12 protein-coding genes are annotated in these 14,427 nt (G+C 64.6%); 3 read left to right on the top strand and 9 right to left on the bottom strand.

Going from position 1 to position 14,427, the window contains the following annotated elements; genetic code table 11:
• The 7 genes from AB7F41_RS11420 to AB7F41_RS11390 form a co-directional block, all read right to left on the bottom strand.
• The coding region (locus tag AB7F41_RS11420; RefSeq protein ID WP_428406583.1) for an efflux RND transporter periplasmic adaptor subunit at nt 1-607 on the bottom strand (607 nt) is incomplete at its 3' end.
• Nucleotides 604-2,106 carry an efflux transporter outer membrane subunit gene (locus AB7F41_RS11415; protein WP_428384658.1) on the bottom strand — a complete coding sequence of 501 codons (1,503 nt, stop codon included), beginning with the start codon at nt 2,104-2,106 and terminating at the stop codon, nt 604-606. The genes AB7F41_RS11415 and AB7F41_RS11420, both read right to left, overlap by 4 nt.
• Before the next feature lie 322 nt (nt 2,107-2,428).
• A complete protein-coding gene (locus AB7F41_RS11410; RefSeq protein WP_428406582.1) occupies nt 2,429-2,980 on the bottom strand; it encodes a DUF2147 domain-containing protein in 552 nt (183 codons plus the stop codon).
• A gap of 70 nt (nt 2,981-3,050) precedes the next feature.
• Nucleotides 3,051-5,678: an MMPL family transporter gene (locus AB7F41_RS11405; RefSeq protein ID WP_428384661.1), complete on the bottom strand. Its 2,628-nt coding sequence runs from the start codon at nt 5,676-5,678 to the stop codon at nt 3,051-3,053.
• A gap of 153 nt (nt 5,679-5,831) precedes the next feature.
• Nucleotides 5,832-7,049, bottom strand: a complete 1,218-nt coding sequence (locus AB7F41_RS11400) for a DUF1624 domain-containing protein (protein WP_428384663.1) — start codon at nt 7,047-7,049, stop codon at nt 5,832-5,834.
• Nucleotides 7,007-7,735, bottom strand: coding sequence for a cytochrome c biogenesis CcdA family protein (locus AB7F41_RS11395; RefSeq protein WP_428384665.1), 729 nt, complete (start codon nt 7,733-7,735; stop codon nt 7,007-7,009). The genes AB7F41_RS11400 and AB7F41_RS11395 overlap by 43 nt, the downstream gene beginning before the upstream one ends.
• Nucleotides 7,736-7,851: 116 nt before the next feature.
• Nucleotides 7,852-8,619 carry a Bax inhibitor-1/YccA family protein gene (locus tag AB7F41_RS11390; protein WP_428384667.1) on the bottom strand — a complete coding sequence of 256 codons (768 nt, stop codon included), beginning with the start codon at nt 8,617-8,619 and terminating at the stop codon, nt 7,852-7,854.
• 490 nt (nt 8,620-9,109) lie between these two features.
• Here AB7F41_RS11390 and AB7F41_RS11385 point away from each other — a divergent pair, with 490 nt between their 5' ends.
• On the top strand, nt 9,110-9,853 hold the full coding sequence (locus AB7F41_RS11385; RefSeq protein ID WP_428384669.1) for a hypothetical protein: 744 nt from the start codon (nt 9,110-9,112) through the stop codon (nt 9,851-9,853).
• A 76-nt stretch (nt 9,854-9,929) separates the two neighbouring features.
• On the opposite strand, the gene AB7F41_RS11380 is transcribed toward AB7F41_RS11385, so the two are convergent.
• Complete coding sequence (locus AB7F41_RS11380; RefSeq protein ID WP_428384671.1) at nt 9,930-10,718, bottom strand: lytic murein transglycosylase; 789 nt, start codon at nt 10,716-10,718, stop codon at nt 9,930-9,932.
• Nucleotides 10,719-11,104: 386 nt separating this feature from the next.
• Between AB7F41_RS11380 and AB7F41_RS11375 the strand changes: the two genes are divergently transcribed.
• Both AB7F41_RS11375 and AB7F41_RS11370 read left to right on the top strand, forming a co-directional pair.
• Complete coding sequence (locus tag AB7F41_RS11375; RefSeq protein WP_428384673.1) at nt 11,105-12,445, top strand: hypothetical protein; 1,341 nt, start codon at nt 11,105-11,107, stop codon at nt 12,443-12,445.
• A gap of 273 nt (nt 12,446-12,718) precedes the next feature.
• Complete coding sequence (locus AB7F41_RS11370) at nt 12,719-14,095, top strand: tryptophanase (RefSeq protein WP_428384675.1); 1,377 nt, start codon at nt 12,719-12,721, stop codon at nt 14,093-14,095.
• Nucleotides 14,096-14,146: 51 nt separating this feature from the next.
• Here AB7F41_RS11370 and AB7F41_RS11365 read toward each other — a convergent pair whose 3' ends face one another.
• Nucleotides 14,147-14,416, bottom strand: a complete 270-nt coding sequence (locus tag AB7F41_RS11365; protein ID WP_428384677.1) for a hypothetical protein — start codon at nt 14,414-14,416, stop codon at nt 14,147-14,149.
• Nucleotides 14,417-14,427 lie beyond the last annotated feature (11 nt).

The following is a 14,427-nucleotide window of genomic DNA, read 5'->3' as shown; positions in this document are numbered from 1 at the left end:
CGAGGCGAATGCCGGCGCGTCCGTCGATCGGCGAGCGGATCGTCGCATAGTCGTATGTCGTCTTGGCGTTTTCGATCGCCGCCTGATCGGCGCGCAGCAGCGCTTCGAGCTGCGCGACGGTCGCCTTTTGCGTGGCGTATTGCTGCTTTGAGGCGTAATTGCCGACGACGAGCCGCTCGTAACGGGCAAGATCGACGCGGGCGTTGGCGAGCGTGGCCTCGTCCTGCGCCTTCTTCGCGACGGCCTGATCGTATTGCGCCTTGTAGAGCGCCGGATCGATTTCGGCCAGAATGTCGCCCTTGTGAACGTCCTGGCCCTCGGTAAAGGCAAGGCGCAGCAGCCGGCCGTCCACCTGCGTGCGGATCGTCACCGTGTTGAGCGCCTGCACCGTGCCGACGGCGTCGATGGTGACAGGCACGTCCTCGAGACGCGCCTTCGCGGCGGTTATGGTGACGACCTGGTTGCCGCGCGGGCCCCGGTTTGCGCTCGGGCCGGCGTCTTTGGCGCCGAAGCCGGGAAACTTTCCTGCCTGGTAGACCCACGCCAATGCGCCGGCGAGGACGAGCGCGCCAATCGCCATCAACACCCTTCGGCTGACGCGGGTCATGGCCAAGGTCCTCTGTCGGCCTCATAGGCGGCGTTGGAGCGGGCGATCTCGATCTCGCGAGTCGTGGGCGACCAGCCGCCGCCAAGCGCCTGATAGAGGCTCGTCGCCGCCTGGAAATAAGAAAGCCGCGCGACGGCGAGCTGGTCCTGCGTCTGAAAATAACTGGTTTGCGTCTGCGCCAGCTGCACGATGTCGATTGTCCCTTCCCGCAGACGCATCTCCGACGCGTCCAAGGCGCGCCGCGCCGCGTTCACGGCGACGGCCAGGAGCTTCATCTGGCGGTCCGTCTCGCGTATTGCAATCAGCGCGTTCTCAGTATCTGACAGCGCGGTTAGGATCTGCTTGCGATAAACCGCCCCCAGTTCCGAATAGCGGCCTTTCTGCAGATCGTACTGGCCCTGCAAATTCCATCCGTCCAGCACCGGCTGGGTGAGCGTTCCAGCGACCTGCCAGGCGAGGGCGTCCGGGCGCAACACCAGCGTTCGCAGCATGGCGCTCTGAAAGCCATAGAGGCCGGTGAGCGTCAGCGACGGAAAAAAGGCCGCACGCGCCTGCAGAACCGAAAACTCCTGCGATACGAGCCGCGCTTCCGCTTCCGCCACGTCCGGACGGCGCAGCAGCACTTCGGACGGCAGCCCCGGCGCAATGCGCGGGAACTTGAGCTTTGTCAGAGAGCCGCCCTTTATGGTCATGCTTTCCGGCGTCTGGCCGAGCAGCACCGCGAGCGTATTGCGCGTCTGGCGCAAGGTTTGTTCGAGCGGCGGAATCGTCGCACGCTGTTGCGCGACGATCGTTTCCTGCTGCGCGGTGTCGAGCACCGTCGCCGTTCCCACTTCCAACCGCGCGTTGAGGGCGTCCATGACCTGCTGCGCGATCACGACGTTCTGGCGGGCGATGCGCAGCCGGTCCTGCGCTGTGAGCACCTGGAAATAGCCGTTCAGCACCGAGGCCACCGTCGAGATTTCGACGACGTCACGGTCGAAGCGCGAGGCGTTGGCGAGGATGCGGGCAGCCTTGGAGGCGTCTTCATTCTTGCCCCAGAAGTCCACTTCATAGCTTGCGGTCAGGCCAAGCTGGAAAAAGCCGAAATTTCGAGCGCGAAACCCGGAGGTCGTCGTGGTCGAACTCGAACTCGTCGTGGTCGACGGATTAAATCCGCTGCTCGCCGAGCCGACGTTGATCGTCGTGCCGGGAACGCGTGACGTGCGGGCGATGTCGGACATCGAGATGGACGGCCATTGCGCGGCGCTCGACACGCGCGCCTGAGCGTCGGCCTGCACGATGCGGGCGATCGCCGCCTCGATGTCGAGGTTGTCGTCAAGCGCCCGCTCGACGAGCCCGGTCAGCTCCTTGGAGCCGAATTTCACGGCGAAATCCCGACCGCCGGAGATTGGCGGCTGCGGATGCGGCTTCGCTTCCCGAAACCGCGCCGGCGGCGGCGTCGACAGATCGGGCTTGTCCCACTCCAGATCGCATCCGGCCAGCGCCGCGGCGAGCATTGCGGCCGCCAGCGCCGGGCGAGAGGAGCGAGACAGGGCGGGGGCGGTCAACGGGCAAACGTCTCCGGAGGCCCGCGTCGACGACCCGAGCGCCCCCTTCCTTAAGCGCCAGTAGAGGCTCGGGGAAGGCCCATCGCCTGGTCTCTCAGGTCCGCTTTCGCTCGTCTGAGGACTGACGAGCGGCGAGACGCGAGCCCTCATCAGGCGGCGGCAGGGAGGCGCGCGCTGGCCGTCAACGCGCGAAAAGCTGTGAATTGAAGCTCGCGCGGCGCGGCGCGGCGGTCAAGTTACGTCTCCGTAAGGCCAGGCCGCCGCTTGACCGCTATTGCGCTTCCGGATGCGCGGCCTTGCCCTTCGACGATTTCGCCTTTGCAGGCTTCGAGGTCTCCTTGACGGCGGACTCGTGCGCCGCAGGCTTGGCCGCGGGTTCTTTCGCCTCTGACGCGGGCGCCGCCATTGCCGCCGGCTCCTGAGCCGAAGGCTTGGCGTCCGCCTTCGTCGGGCCAGACACCTTTGTCCAGGTCTCGCTCTGGCAGAGGAAGGCCACGAGGCAGCCTGTCATCGTCAGCGTCGTGGGAGAATCAAGCGCAATCTTTCCGATGTAGGTCTTGCCGCTCTCGGGATCGTTGATCTCGCCTTCCCAATGTTTGTTCGCCGTCTTGGCGGCGTTGCGCAAGACCTCCGGGGGCGGCGAGCCGTCAGGCATCGGTTCGATTCCCTTGGCGCACAGCTTGCCCGCGCAGTCGTAGAATTCGAGCTTGTCGGTCGGATGTCCCTCGCGCACCCAGACGCCGAAGACGGCGTCGGCTGCGTTCGCCGACGTTGAGGCGCTGAGGGCCGTCGCCATCGCGATGCGTAGAAGTATGTTTCTCATGACGCCGGACCTCTGTTCGTTGGTGAACTGCGATTCGCTCAAGCTAGCGGACGTCGGAACGCCGACTCCGTCAAGCCATGTCGTGCGCAGTCTCCCGCGCCTCCTCCGATGGCTCGCCTTGATCCTCCGCCGGCGGGCGAGGCGGACCAAGGAACGCCGGCACGATAATGAAGGCGGCGAGCAATGTGAAGAACAGCGATATGGCAAGAAGTTGGCCCATGCTCGCGGTTCCCGGATGGCTTGACAGGATCAGGCTGCCGAAAGCGGTGCCGGTCGTGAGCGAACTGAAAAAGATCGCCCGCGTGAGGCTCGACGCCAACATGTCGACGACGCCCTTCCGCCACGCGATCACATAATAAATGTGAAAAGCCACGCCCACGCCAAACATCAGCGGCAGCGCGATGATGTTTGCGAAATTCAGCGACATCCCGAGCAGGTCGGCGGCCTGGAGGCTCATGATGCCGGCGAGCACCAGCGGACCCAGCGTCAAGGCCACGTCGATCGGATTGCGCAGCGCCACCGCCAAGATGATGAAAATCGCGATGAAGGCGTAAAGGCCCGCTTCAAGGAACGCGCGGGTGATCGTCTTTTGCGCTTCCGACACGATCACCGGCGGACCGCTTGCGTCCGGCGCGATCGCCTGAATCGCTTCGGCGAATTCGGTCATCACGACCCGGTCGTTGCTGTCGCCCTTCGGCGTGGCCTCGACGCGCACGACGCCCTTGTCGGAGATCCAGTCGCGGCGCAAATCCTCCGGCAGCGTGTCGATCGTGACGCGTTGCGCCTGCAGCGCCTGACGGATTTCGCCAAGCATCGTGTCGAAGCCGCCGAACACCGCCTGACGCGCCTGCGCCCGCGCCTCGGGGCTGGCCTTGGCGAGAGCGTCGAGATCGTTGGCGAAGCGCGTCACCGCCGGCACCGGCTTCTTTGCGGTCGCCCGACGCAGCGCCTTGGCGGCGTTGGTCAGCGCCTTGACCGTCTCGGCGTCGCTGGGCGTCGCGCTCTTGTTGGGATTGAGCACGCCGCGCAGCTGTGAGACCGCCATGTCGACGAGCGCGAGCTTGTCGTCCTGGTCCTTGGGGATCAGCGATTCGACCGAATCGACGTGATCAACTTCGGGAAGCGCGAGGATCTTCTTTTCCAGGTCGCGCGCGGCGTCGAGCGACGGCGCCAGAACCTCGATCTTGTTCGGCGCGGTCTTGGGATCCTTTGAAAGATCGAGAAAGGTCGCGACCGATTCGACTCTTTGATCGCGCAGATTCATCGGATTGGAGTCGAAGGTCAGATGCATCAGCGCGGGCATGCCGGCAAGCACGACGATCGCCGTGCCGATCAGCACGAAGGCGCGGTGATGCGCGATCCAATGGTCCACGGCGGCCAGCGACGTGGTGGCGATCGGCACATGTTCGGCGCGCGGACGCAGCAATTTGATCGCCGCCGGCAGGAAGGTGAGAGTCGCGATATAGGCGACGATCATGCCGACGCCGGCGATCAATCCGAGTTCGGACACGCCGCTGAACGACGTCGGCAGAAAGCAGAAGAAGCCCGCGAGCAGCGATACGGCGGCAAGCGTCAGCGAACTGCCGATGCCGCGCGTCGCCGAGAGCAGCGCGCGCTGGAGATTGTCGTCGTTGTGCCGTTCTTCGCGGTAGCGGGTCGCAAACTGGATTCCGAAGTCCACGCCGAGGCCGATGAACAGCGCGGCGAACGCGACCGAGATCAGGTTGAAGCGGCCGATCATCAGAATGCCGAGGCCGGAGGTAATGGCGAGGCCGGCCAGCAAGGTGATGAGAACGGCCAGGATCAGCTTCGGCGACCGCAGCGCGGCGAACAGGATGAGCGTCACCACAGCGAGCGTGCCCGTGGTGTTCAGGGCCATGTTTTCCGAGATGGTGGCGAATTCGTCGTCGGCGAGCGGCACCTGGCCGGTCAGGCGCAGCGTGATTCCGTGCTCCTCGTCGAGCTTCAGATCCGCTGCGGTCTTGCGCACCAGCCGGATCGCGTCGGCGCCCGGCTCGAGGTCTGTATAATCCACGATCGGCTTCGCGATCACGATCCGTCGCTTGTCGAGTTCAGGCGCGGCGGGCGCGGTTCCGCCGGACGCCAGCAGCTTGCCCCAGTCGACATCGGTCTGTTTTCCCTTGAGCGCCGCTTCGATGGCGTCGGAAAACGCCTCGACGCCGCCGACGTATAATTTCATCGCGCGTTCGCTGCCGGAGGCGGATTTGAAGTTGCCGACGAGCACCTTCGACAGTCCGCGCAAACTCGGATCTTCGGCAAGCGGCTCCAGAACGTCGCGCTGGCCGATCATCACGCCGACATGTTTTTCGATATCGGAGACCGGCAGGAACAGCAGGCCGTTCTTGCGGAAATATTCGTGTTCGTCCGGGCGCCAGACGCGCGACAGCAGCGGCTGGCCCTGCAGCGCCTCATTGAGGCGTTTCGCGGCGTCGTCCGCCTCTTCGCCGGTCTTGGCGTCGATGACGACGACGATGACGTCGAGAAGTTGCGGAAAGGCGGTGTAGAGCGCCGCTTCGTTTTTCCGCCAGGCGACGTCCGGCGAGAAAAGATTCGCCGTCTCGGTGTCGATCGCAAACCGTTCGACAGTGAAGTATACGCCTCCCGCGGTCAGACCGAGCGTGAGGAGAACCACTGTCCAGGGCCAGCGGAGGCAAAAGGCGACCAACTTTTCGAGCATTCCGTCATTCCCGCCTTAGGCGATAAGACCTCAGATGAGCGAGAACCGGCGCTCTTCGGTCGGCTTCTCTATACAAGCGCGCCGCGCGACCACCAAGACGGCTCGCGTCGAAACCTCAATTGGGACGACATGCGTCAATTTGACGCGATACCGTCACAGATAGGTCAGCCACCAGAGGTCGCGCCGACGACGCTTCACATCCGCAAACCAGCGGCACAGCGGGTAAAGCGCCAAGACAATCAGAAACCAGACGAGATACGCGCCCGCAAGGCCCGCGCCAAAGTCCGGCGGCGGGCCGTTGGCTTTCGACCATGCCGCGATGTCCTCAAGCGAATAGCCGCGCGCCGCGGCGAAGGCCAGCGCCGCCCCGGCGCCCAGGTAAAGGTGAAGGACGTAAAAGAAGAGCGGCGTGCGGCCGAAGACCGTCAGCGCCGCGCCGATATGTCCGCCGACCCGCTCCAGCGCGGGCAGCGCCAACGCGGCGACGCCGAGCGTCGCCAGGACGAACAGAAGCGACGGCGGATATTTCGTGACGTTCAGAAAGGAGAGAAAGGTGAACAGGGCGTCGCGCTGCGCGCTCCAGGGATGCGGATCGCCATAGAGATTTGAGAAGCGCAGCACGACGAACAGCGCCAGCGCCGCGCCGCCGACGAGATAGAGCGTCCGATCGCGCCGCTGCGCCGGTTCAAGGAACAGGGGGCCGATTCCATAGCCCAGGGCGGCGACGCCGATCCAGGGGAGCGCCGGATAGAGAATGTCGCCCCGCAGGTCAAAAGGCAGCTTGCCGCGTTCGTGCAGCAGACGCCACCACGGGCCGAATGCGCCGAGGTCGGCGGCGTGAATCGAATCAAGAAGATTGTGCCCGAAGATGATCGCCAGTCCGGCGAGGAGCACGGCGCGCGGCGACAGCCGGGAGAGGGCGGCAAGCGCCAGCAGGCCGCAGCCGATCGCCCACAGCGTCCCCAGTTCGACGCCGCCCGACCCCATGCTCCAGATCGGGCTGATGACGGCGGCGTCGAGAAAAATGAGCCACAGGCCGCGCGTGGCGAGAAACCGCGAAAGCGCCGCCGGGTCCTTGATCTTCGCGCCGTAGAGATAGGCGCTCGCGCCAGCCAGCACGGTGAAGGTCGGCGCGCATAGATGCGTGATGAAACGGGTGAAGAACAGAAAAGGGTAGGTGCGCTCGAGATCGGTCGCCGAGAAGCGCATGATGTCGGCGTCAAAAAAGACGCGCATATGGTCGAGCGCCATGAGGACCATGACGAGTCCCCGCAGCCGGTCGATCTCCGGCAGCCGATGCTCGTCATAGAGCGGGTCTCGCGTCCCGCCTAGCCGAGTTTGGCGAGACCCGGAAACAGCTCCAGTAGCCAATAGGACATCTCCTGGACGCCGCCGGTGAGAAAGGCGACGCCGGTGAAGACGAGCAGCGCGCCGACGATTTTTTCGACCTTGCCGAAATGCCGGCGGAAGCGCGCGACGAAGGCGAGGAACTTGCCGAGCGCCAGTCCGGCGCCGATGAACGGCAGCCCCAGCCCGAGCGAATAGGTCGCGAGCAGGGCGGCGCCGAGCGTCACCGTCTCCTGGGTTCCCGCCACGGCGAGGATGGCGGCGAGGATCGGCCCAATGCAGGGCGTCCAGCCGAAGGCGAAGGCGAGTCCCATGACATAGGAGCCGAACAATCCCATGGGCTTGGTGATCTCGGCGCGCTTTTCGCGATAGAGCAGGCTCACCTTCAGCAGGCCGAGGAAGTGCAGGCCCATCAGAATGATGATTCCGCCGGCGACCCAGGAGAGAATGTGCAGATTGGCGCGCAGCACGGAGCCGAAGGCGCTGGCGGTCGCGCCGAGCGCGACGAACACCGTCGTGAAGCCGAGAACGAACAGCACCGACGAGAACAGAATGTCGCGCCGCGCGGCGGAACGGGTCTCGATTTCGAGATCCTCCATGCTCACGCCGGCAAGATAGGTCAGGTAGGGCGGCACCAGAGGCAGCACGCAGGGAGAGAGAAAGGACAATAGTCCCGCAGCCGCAGCCGCCGGGAATGTGACGTCCGCCATCAAGGCTCCTCGTTCGATCGCTCGCCGCCTTCTGCCACAAGCAGGGGGGCGCGCAAAGGCCGACGACAAGAAAAAGCCCCGCCGGAGCGGGGCTTCGCTGGACCGGCGGGGCCGGTTTAGTCGTTGCGCTGCCCGAACAGGAACAGCAGCGCCTGGAACATGTTGATGAAGTCCAGATAGAGCGAGAGCGCGCCGAAGATGCTCTTCTTCTGAGCGACTTCGTAGCTGTCGCTGTCGTAATACATGTCCTTGATGTTCTGCGTGTCCCAGGCGGTCAGGCCGGCGAACACCAGGACGGCGATGATCGACAGCGCGAACTGCAGGCCCGTCGACTGCAGGAACAGATTGACCAGCCCGGCGATGACCAGCCCCCAGACGCCCATCACCAGGAAGGAGCCGAAGGCCGAAAGATCGCGCTGGGTCATATAGCCGTAGAGGCTCAGCCCGCCGAACGCCGCCGCGGTGATGAAGAAGATGCGCGCGACCGATACGCCGGTGAAGACGAGCAGAAGCGAGGACATCGACAAGCCCATCACCGCCGCAAAGGCGATGAAGAGATTGCGCGCCGTGGCGGCCGAAATGGCGTTTGCGCGGGCCCCGAGGAAGAAAATGAACGCCAGCGGCGACAGAATCACCACCCAGCGCAGGGGCGTGGTGTAGAGCATCTGGCCGAAGGGCGTCAGCGCGATGGCGCCAGGCGCCGTCTTGGCGACGGCCAACATATAGGTGCCGAGCGCGACAAGCCCGGTGACGCCCAGGCCGAGCGTCATATAGTTATAGACGCCGAGCATATAGGCGCGCAGGCCCTGATCGATCTCAGCCGTTGTCGGCCGCGCGACCCCGCGCCCGTAGCCGAAGCTGGTGTTGCGGTCGAAGTTGGACATGTGATCCTCTTTTAGTCTGGCGGACGGTCTGCGCTGTGAAGAAATGTCCAAGCGCTCCCCGGCCTCGCGGTGAATATGGCTCCGCCTTAATTGGGTGGCAAGCAGGCTTGGAATGAACTCTTGTTAAGGTGGATTCACGGCTTCAAGCCCTCGGCCTCAAAAATTCCCGCTGATCTTTATCAATTTTTCCTTCTGATCTTTATCAATTTATTGCGCACCGCAAAATAAGTTATGCGGCGGCGCACGCGCATGAGGCGCCTGCCATCTCTGAACATGGCCGTCCGGAAATGGCTGCGCCTATTGCGCGGCGCGGGATAGCGACCGATCGTCGCACCCTTGCTGACAGGTTGAAATCCGCTAACATCAAAGCTCAGACGCCGGAGCCGCCGGCCCGCCGAAGCATCCGCTCGGCGGGGGTAGGCTTGAACGGCGCAATGCAATATTTCTGAGCGTCGCGTGTCCTTGTTACACGAAGACCCAGGAGGTCGTCATGCGTGATGGTGAAAGTCCTGACGCGCACTCGGCGCCGAAGGCCAAGGAGCGTTTTGCTGAGCTCAAGGCTCGCCGCTCGGCCGGAGGCGTTCGGCTCGCTTTGCTCTCGGCTGCGGCGGTCGCCGCGGCCGTCGTCGCCGGAAATCCCGTTCCGGCCGAGGCGCATGGCCGTCTCGGCGCGGCCGAAGGCAGATGCCGTCTGTTCATCGGCCCCGACATCATGAACTTCACCGGCTATCTGCCGGAAGCGTCGAAGAACGAATTTTGCGAGGATATCCCGGCGACCGGGCCGATGATCATGGTGCTCGACGCGGAGCAGGACGAGCTTCGCGACATGAAGGTCGAATTGCGCATCGTGAAGGACGTCGGCGGCGAGGAGAAGGAGAACGAGAATCTCGAGGCGGTGACCATCGCCTATCGGGAGCCCCGGAGCTATCCGACCGGCACGATCAACTTCGAACACACATTTAACGAGCCGGGCTATTTCGTCGGCATCGTCACGGTCACGGGCGATCACGGCGAGCGCTGGGTGTCGCGCTTCCCCTTCTCGGTGGGGAAAAGCTTCATGCGCGACCTGCCGGTCTATCTCACGCTCGGGCTTGGCACGCTCGCCGCGTTTGCGATCTACCTCGTGCATCGCCGTCGCGAAACGGTCGCGGCCAAGGCTCCTGAACCCCCTCCGCCTCCTCCGCCGGCGGCGCCTGACGAGGACCATGGGCCGGAGGCGACTCCGGCGGAATGAGGCGCTGCTCGAGCGTCGCTTAATTCAAACGCCGGCGCATTCGCCGGCGTTCTTTTTTCTCCCAGCGTGTCGCCGGTCAGTTGCCGCCGTCGATCTGGCGGCCGATCTGCGCGATCGCGCGCTGATAGACCGACGCCGCGTTCCAGGCCTGAATCGCGGCGAAATTGCTTTCGCCCGGCTGGTAGCCGGCGCCCGCCCGCCAGCCATGGGCGTGCAGGAAATTCGCCGTCGCGTAGAGCGCGGGGGCCGCATTGTCGAGATTTCCCCCGCCGCCGTAATTGAGAATGTTTTTCGGCAGAAACTGCGTCTGACCGATTTCGCCATGCATCGAGCCGCGCGCGTTCGGCGACAGCGCGCCGCGATCGATCAATGTCAGCGCGGCGTAGAGCTGATCGGTGAAATAATCGGAGCGACGGCAGTCATAGGCGAGCGTCGCCACGGCCGACAGCGCATGCTGATTGCCATGCACCGCGCCAAACCCTGTCTCCATGCCCCAAATGGCGAGAAGCGGTCCCGGCGGCACGCCATAGCGCTGTTCGATCTGGGCGAAGAGGCCCGCATGCGAGCGTTTCAGCGCGCGGCCGCGCGAAACGATGACCGAGCCGCCGCGCTTGGCGAGGAACTGGTCCAGCGAAAGGCGGAAGCTTTTCTGTCCGCGATCGGCCGATATCGTGGCCGAATTGTAATGCGTGGCCATCAGCGCGTTGATGCCCGCCTGACCGACGCCCTGGCCGCGCGCTTCCTGGGCGAATTCGTGTTTCCAGTTGTCGAAGCCTGCGGCCGACCGTCCGCATTGAGCCGCCAGCGTATGATTCGAGAGTCCAGCAAACGCGAGCGCAATCGAATATTTGAGGACAGTCCGCATAGCTGTGTTCCCCTTAGAGGCTTCAGTATCGGGCGTCGGCGGGTTCGTCGACGTATGAAAAGCGCCGGATTCGCTGCGCCGCGGCTCTGGGATGCGGCGTTCCTCCGCCATGTCCGGTCTTTCTCAGTCTTACATCATCTGCTTTAGCGCGACCTTACTCCGAAGCGACGTTTCTTCGCCACAGTGATGTGGCGCTCCACAGGCTTGGCCAGAAAGCGTCAAAATGGGGAGGCGCAGCCCTGCCTCGGCGCCGCCGCCTTTTCCAGGGATCGTTGACGAACGCCGTCAGTCGGCTAGCATCGTCGTTCGGTAAGCCTCATGCGTTCCTGGATGATCTTTGCTGCAGCCATGAGCGCAGCAGTTGAGCCGGTGAGTGGGGATGAGTTTTGAAAGAAATTCTCGAAAGCGATTGGACGCTCGCCGCCGTTAAACGTCGTGAAGAGGAGCGGCAAGCGCAGGCGCGCGCCGCATCTTTGGACGAGGCGCAAATTGTTCAGCGCCGCGCTGACGACCTCTCGGGCAATAATTGGATCGCTGAAGCTTTCCGGCGTCGGCAGGAGGAGGAGCGCGCCAAGGCGGCGCGCCTCCAGACGCACAGCGACCCTGCGCATGCGACGAGCAAGGAAGTTCCCGTCGATAACTGGCTGATCGAAGGCTTCAAGCGTCATCAGGAAGAAGCGCGACGACAGGAGACGATCGCGCAATCCGACGCGACACCGGACGAATTGACGGCGCCGGCCGCCACAGACGGCGATTTGACAACCGATCCTCAGTCCCGGCCAACGGTCGGCGGCGTCGCGAGCGGGCCAATCGTTTCGTCGGCGGCGCGAGAGGATGCGGCGACCGCGGACAAGGAGGGCGGCGCTGACGCCACGGCCGCGGGCGCGCCGCTGATCGCTCTCCGCGACGCGCAACCGGCGTCCCCGAGGCGGCCGGGCGGCGCGGCGCGAAGGATCGCCGTCGCCGGTCTGGTCGCAGCCGGCGGTCTGCTGTCCATCCTTGTGCTCAAGACGGCGCTCTGGAGCCCCGTAGAGTCCCCGCGCGGTTTCGATCGAGGCGACGACGCGCCAAGCGCCGCGGCGCCGGACAGCGAAGAAAGCGGCGGTTCGGCGGAGATCACGCCGCCTGGCGCTGAAACGTCAAACGCGCCAGCGACCGCGCCCACGGACAGCGGGAGCGCCCCGGCGCAAGACGCGCCGCCGCCCGCCGCCGCCGCGCCTGCGGAGCAGAAGAGCGACGCCGCGCCGACGTCGACGCCGCCGGCCGATGCGCCGGACAATGCGGCGCAGAATCCAGCGCCGCCGCCCCCCGTCGAGCAGGAGAACAACGCGCGCGCGCCCTCGGCGAAGCCGGGCGACAACAGCCCCCATGAAGACAACAGCGCCCATGAAAATGAAGCGGCGCCGACGACGACTCCGCCGTCTGTTCCCCAAACCACGACGGGAGCCGTTCCGCCGGTGAGCCCGGGCAAGAAAACAGACGCCGCGCCCGCCTCCCCAGGCCTGGAAAGAGCGCATGAACGGAACGGGACCGAACAGGAGCAGGCCGCCCCTCAAACGAAACGCCGGGCGACCGGCGCAAACGCTGACGCGAAATCGAAGCCGGCGTCAAAGGGAAGAAACGCCGCGCGTCGTTCGCGACGCAACGCCGATGGCTTCTCCGCATTTCTGAAGCGCACCACGAATTCGGTTCGCAAGTTTTTCAAACGGCTCGGCGACAATCATTAGCGGGCGTAAGTCACGCTGACCGCTCGCCTGCAGGCCGCACGCGACATCGCCGGCGTGCGGTTTCGGCGGACTCTCATCTCGCGCATCGCGAATTTTGCTGCGCCGCCTGATGCGGGAGAGAAGATCGCCCGGCTTTGAAGACCGACGCGCAACGCGCGGCGAGGGCGAAGTGGACCTGACGCGCGACGAGTCCCATGTGAAGGGGACGCCGACGCCGCACCGGGCGAAAGAATGGGGTCGTGCGTCGGCTGTCAATGAGACGCGAGCACTCCCGTGAGAACGATCATCGAGCCGTTTCGCATCAAGATGACAGAGGCGCTGCCGATCACCACGCGCAGCGCGCGCGAGGCGTTTCTCGCCCAGGCGTTCAACAATGTTTTTCTTTTGGACGCCGACCACGTCACCATCGACCTGCTGACCGACAGCGGCACGGGCGCGATGTCAGACCGCCAGTGGGCGGCGCTCATGCTCGGCGACGAAAGCTACGCGGGCAGCCGCTCCTGGCGGCGCTTCGAGCGCACGGTGCGCGAGATTACCGGCTTCAAGCATATTTTCCCCACGCATCAGGGGCGGGCCGCCGAGCGCATCCTGGCCGCCACGCGACTGAAGAAGGGCAATGTCGTTCCGAACAACGGCCACTTCGACACGACGCGGGCGAACATCGAATATGTCGGCGCGATTGCGACGGACCTGCCGTCGTCCGAAGCGCGCGATCTGCATTCGGAGAAGCGGTTCAAAGGGAATATGGATCTCGACAGACTTGCGCAGGCGATCGACGCCGAGGGCGCAGCCAATATTCCATTTTGCATGATCACGGTGACCAACAACACTGGCGGCGGCCAGCCGGTGTCGATCGAGAACATCCGGCGCGTCAAGGCGCTTTTGCAGAAACACGACATTCCGCTCGTGATCGACGCATGTCGCTTTGCGGAAAACGCATTCTTCATCAAAGAGCATGAGCGGGGCTTCGCCGATCGAACGCTGTTGGATATCGCGCAAGAGATGTTTTCACTCGCCGACGGCGCGACGATGAGCGCAAAAAAGGACGGGCTGGCGAATATCGGAGGATTCCTGGCCTGCAACAACGACCGCTGGGCCGAGGACTTCCGCAACCTGCTGATCCTGACCGAAGGATTCCCCACCTATGGCGGTCTGGCGGGCCGCGATCTCGAAGCGATCTCCGTCGGCCTGATGGAAGCGCTGGAATATGACTATCAGCGGTATCGCCATGCGACCGTCGAATATCTGGCGTCGGCGCTGATCGCGCGCGGCGCGCCGATCGTGCGCCCGGCCGGCGGCCACGCGATCTTCATCGACGCCGCCGCTTTCTGCCCGCATCTGCAGGCCAGCGACTATCCCGGCATCGGCCTCGTCAACGCGCTCTACCTCGAAGGCGGCATTCGCGCCGTCGAACTCGGCAGCGTGATGTTCGGAAAGCCCGCGCCGGACGGCGGCGGGGAGATCGCCGCGCCGCACGAACTGGTGCGGCTGGCCTTCCCTCGCCGGGTCTATACGCAAAGCCACTTCGACTATTTGATCGAAGTGCTGGACGTCGTTTGGCGGCGGCGCGATTCGATCAAAGCGTATCGGATCACGGACCAAGCGCCGTTTCTCAGACATTTCACCGCGCATTACGCACCGGCCGATTGAGCCGCGAAACGCGCATGTCTATAGCGGGTTCGCTTACGCGCGCCGGCCGCCTCAGGCGGTCGACGACGGGCCGCCCTGAGCCGCCTGAAACTGCACGAGGTCGCTCGCCGAATATTCGCCGCGCGCGTCGCAATTGGGGCATGTCACGGCGAAGGTGGCGGACCCGGACAGCTTCAGCGCCCCCGTGTCCGTCGGCTCGCAAAGAATGGCGAAATGCTGGCGGCAGTTCTTGCACGCGAATCCGATATACCAGCCGCCGGGGATAAGCGCCGGCAGCGCAGAGACATGATACGCGCCCGTGAACTGCATTCCCTGGGACATGAAACCCTCCG

Origin of the sequence: Methylocystis sp., from assembly GCF_050251305.1 — a bacterium.
Lineage (GTDB): Bacteria > Pseudomonadota > Alphaproteobacteria > Rhizobiales > Beijerinckiaceae > Methylocystis.
The sequence above is the reverse complement of the archived record's forward strand: the minus strand, read 5'-3'. Positions and strand labels throughout refer to the sequence as shown.

What these genes read in the sequence shown, in the direction of transcription:
- AB7F41_RS11415 (WP_428384658.1), bottom strand. Translation starts at nt 2,106, where the DNA reads ATGCTCGCCGCGGCGCTGGCCGGATGCGATCTGGAGTGGGACAAGCCC.
- AB7F41_RS11410 (WP_428406582.1), bottom strand. Translation starts at nt 2,980, where the DNA reads ATGAGAAACATACTTCTACGCATCGCGATGGCGACGGCCCTCAGCGCC.
- AB7F41_RS11405 (WP_428384661.1), bottom strand. Translation starts at nt 5,678, where the DNA reads ATGCTCGAAAAGTTGGTCGCCTTTTGCCTCCGCTGGCCCTGGACAGTG.
- AB7F41_RS11395 (WP_428384665.1), bottom strand. Translation starts at nt 7,735, where the DNA reads ATGGCGGACGTCACATTCCCGGCGGCTGCGGCTGCGGGACTATTGTCC.
- AB7F41_RS11390 (WP_428384667.1), bottom strand. Translation starts at nt 8,619, where the DNA reads ATGTCCAACTTCGACCGCAACACCAGCTTCGGCTACGGGCGCGGGGTC.
- AB7F41_RS11385 (WP_428384669.1), top strand. Translation starts at nt 9,110, where the DNA reads ATGCGTGATGGTGAAAGTCCTGACGCGCACTCGGCGCCGAAGGCCAAG.
- AB7F41_RS11380 (WP_428384671.1), bottom strand. Translation starts at nt 10,718, where the DNA reads ATGCGGACTGTCCTCAAATATTCGATTGCGCTCGCGTTTGCTGGACTC.
- AB7F41_RS11365 (WP_428384677.1), bottom strand. Translation starts at nt 14,416, where the DNA reads ATGTCCCAGGGAATGCAGTTCACGGGCGCGTATCATGTCTCTGCGCTG.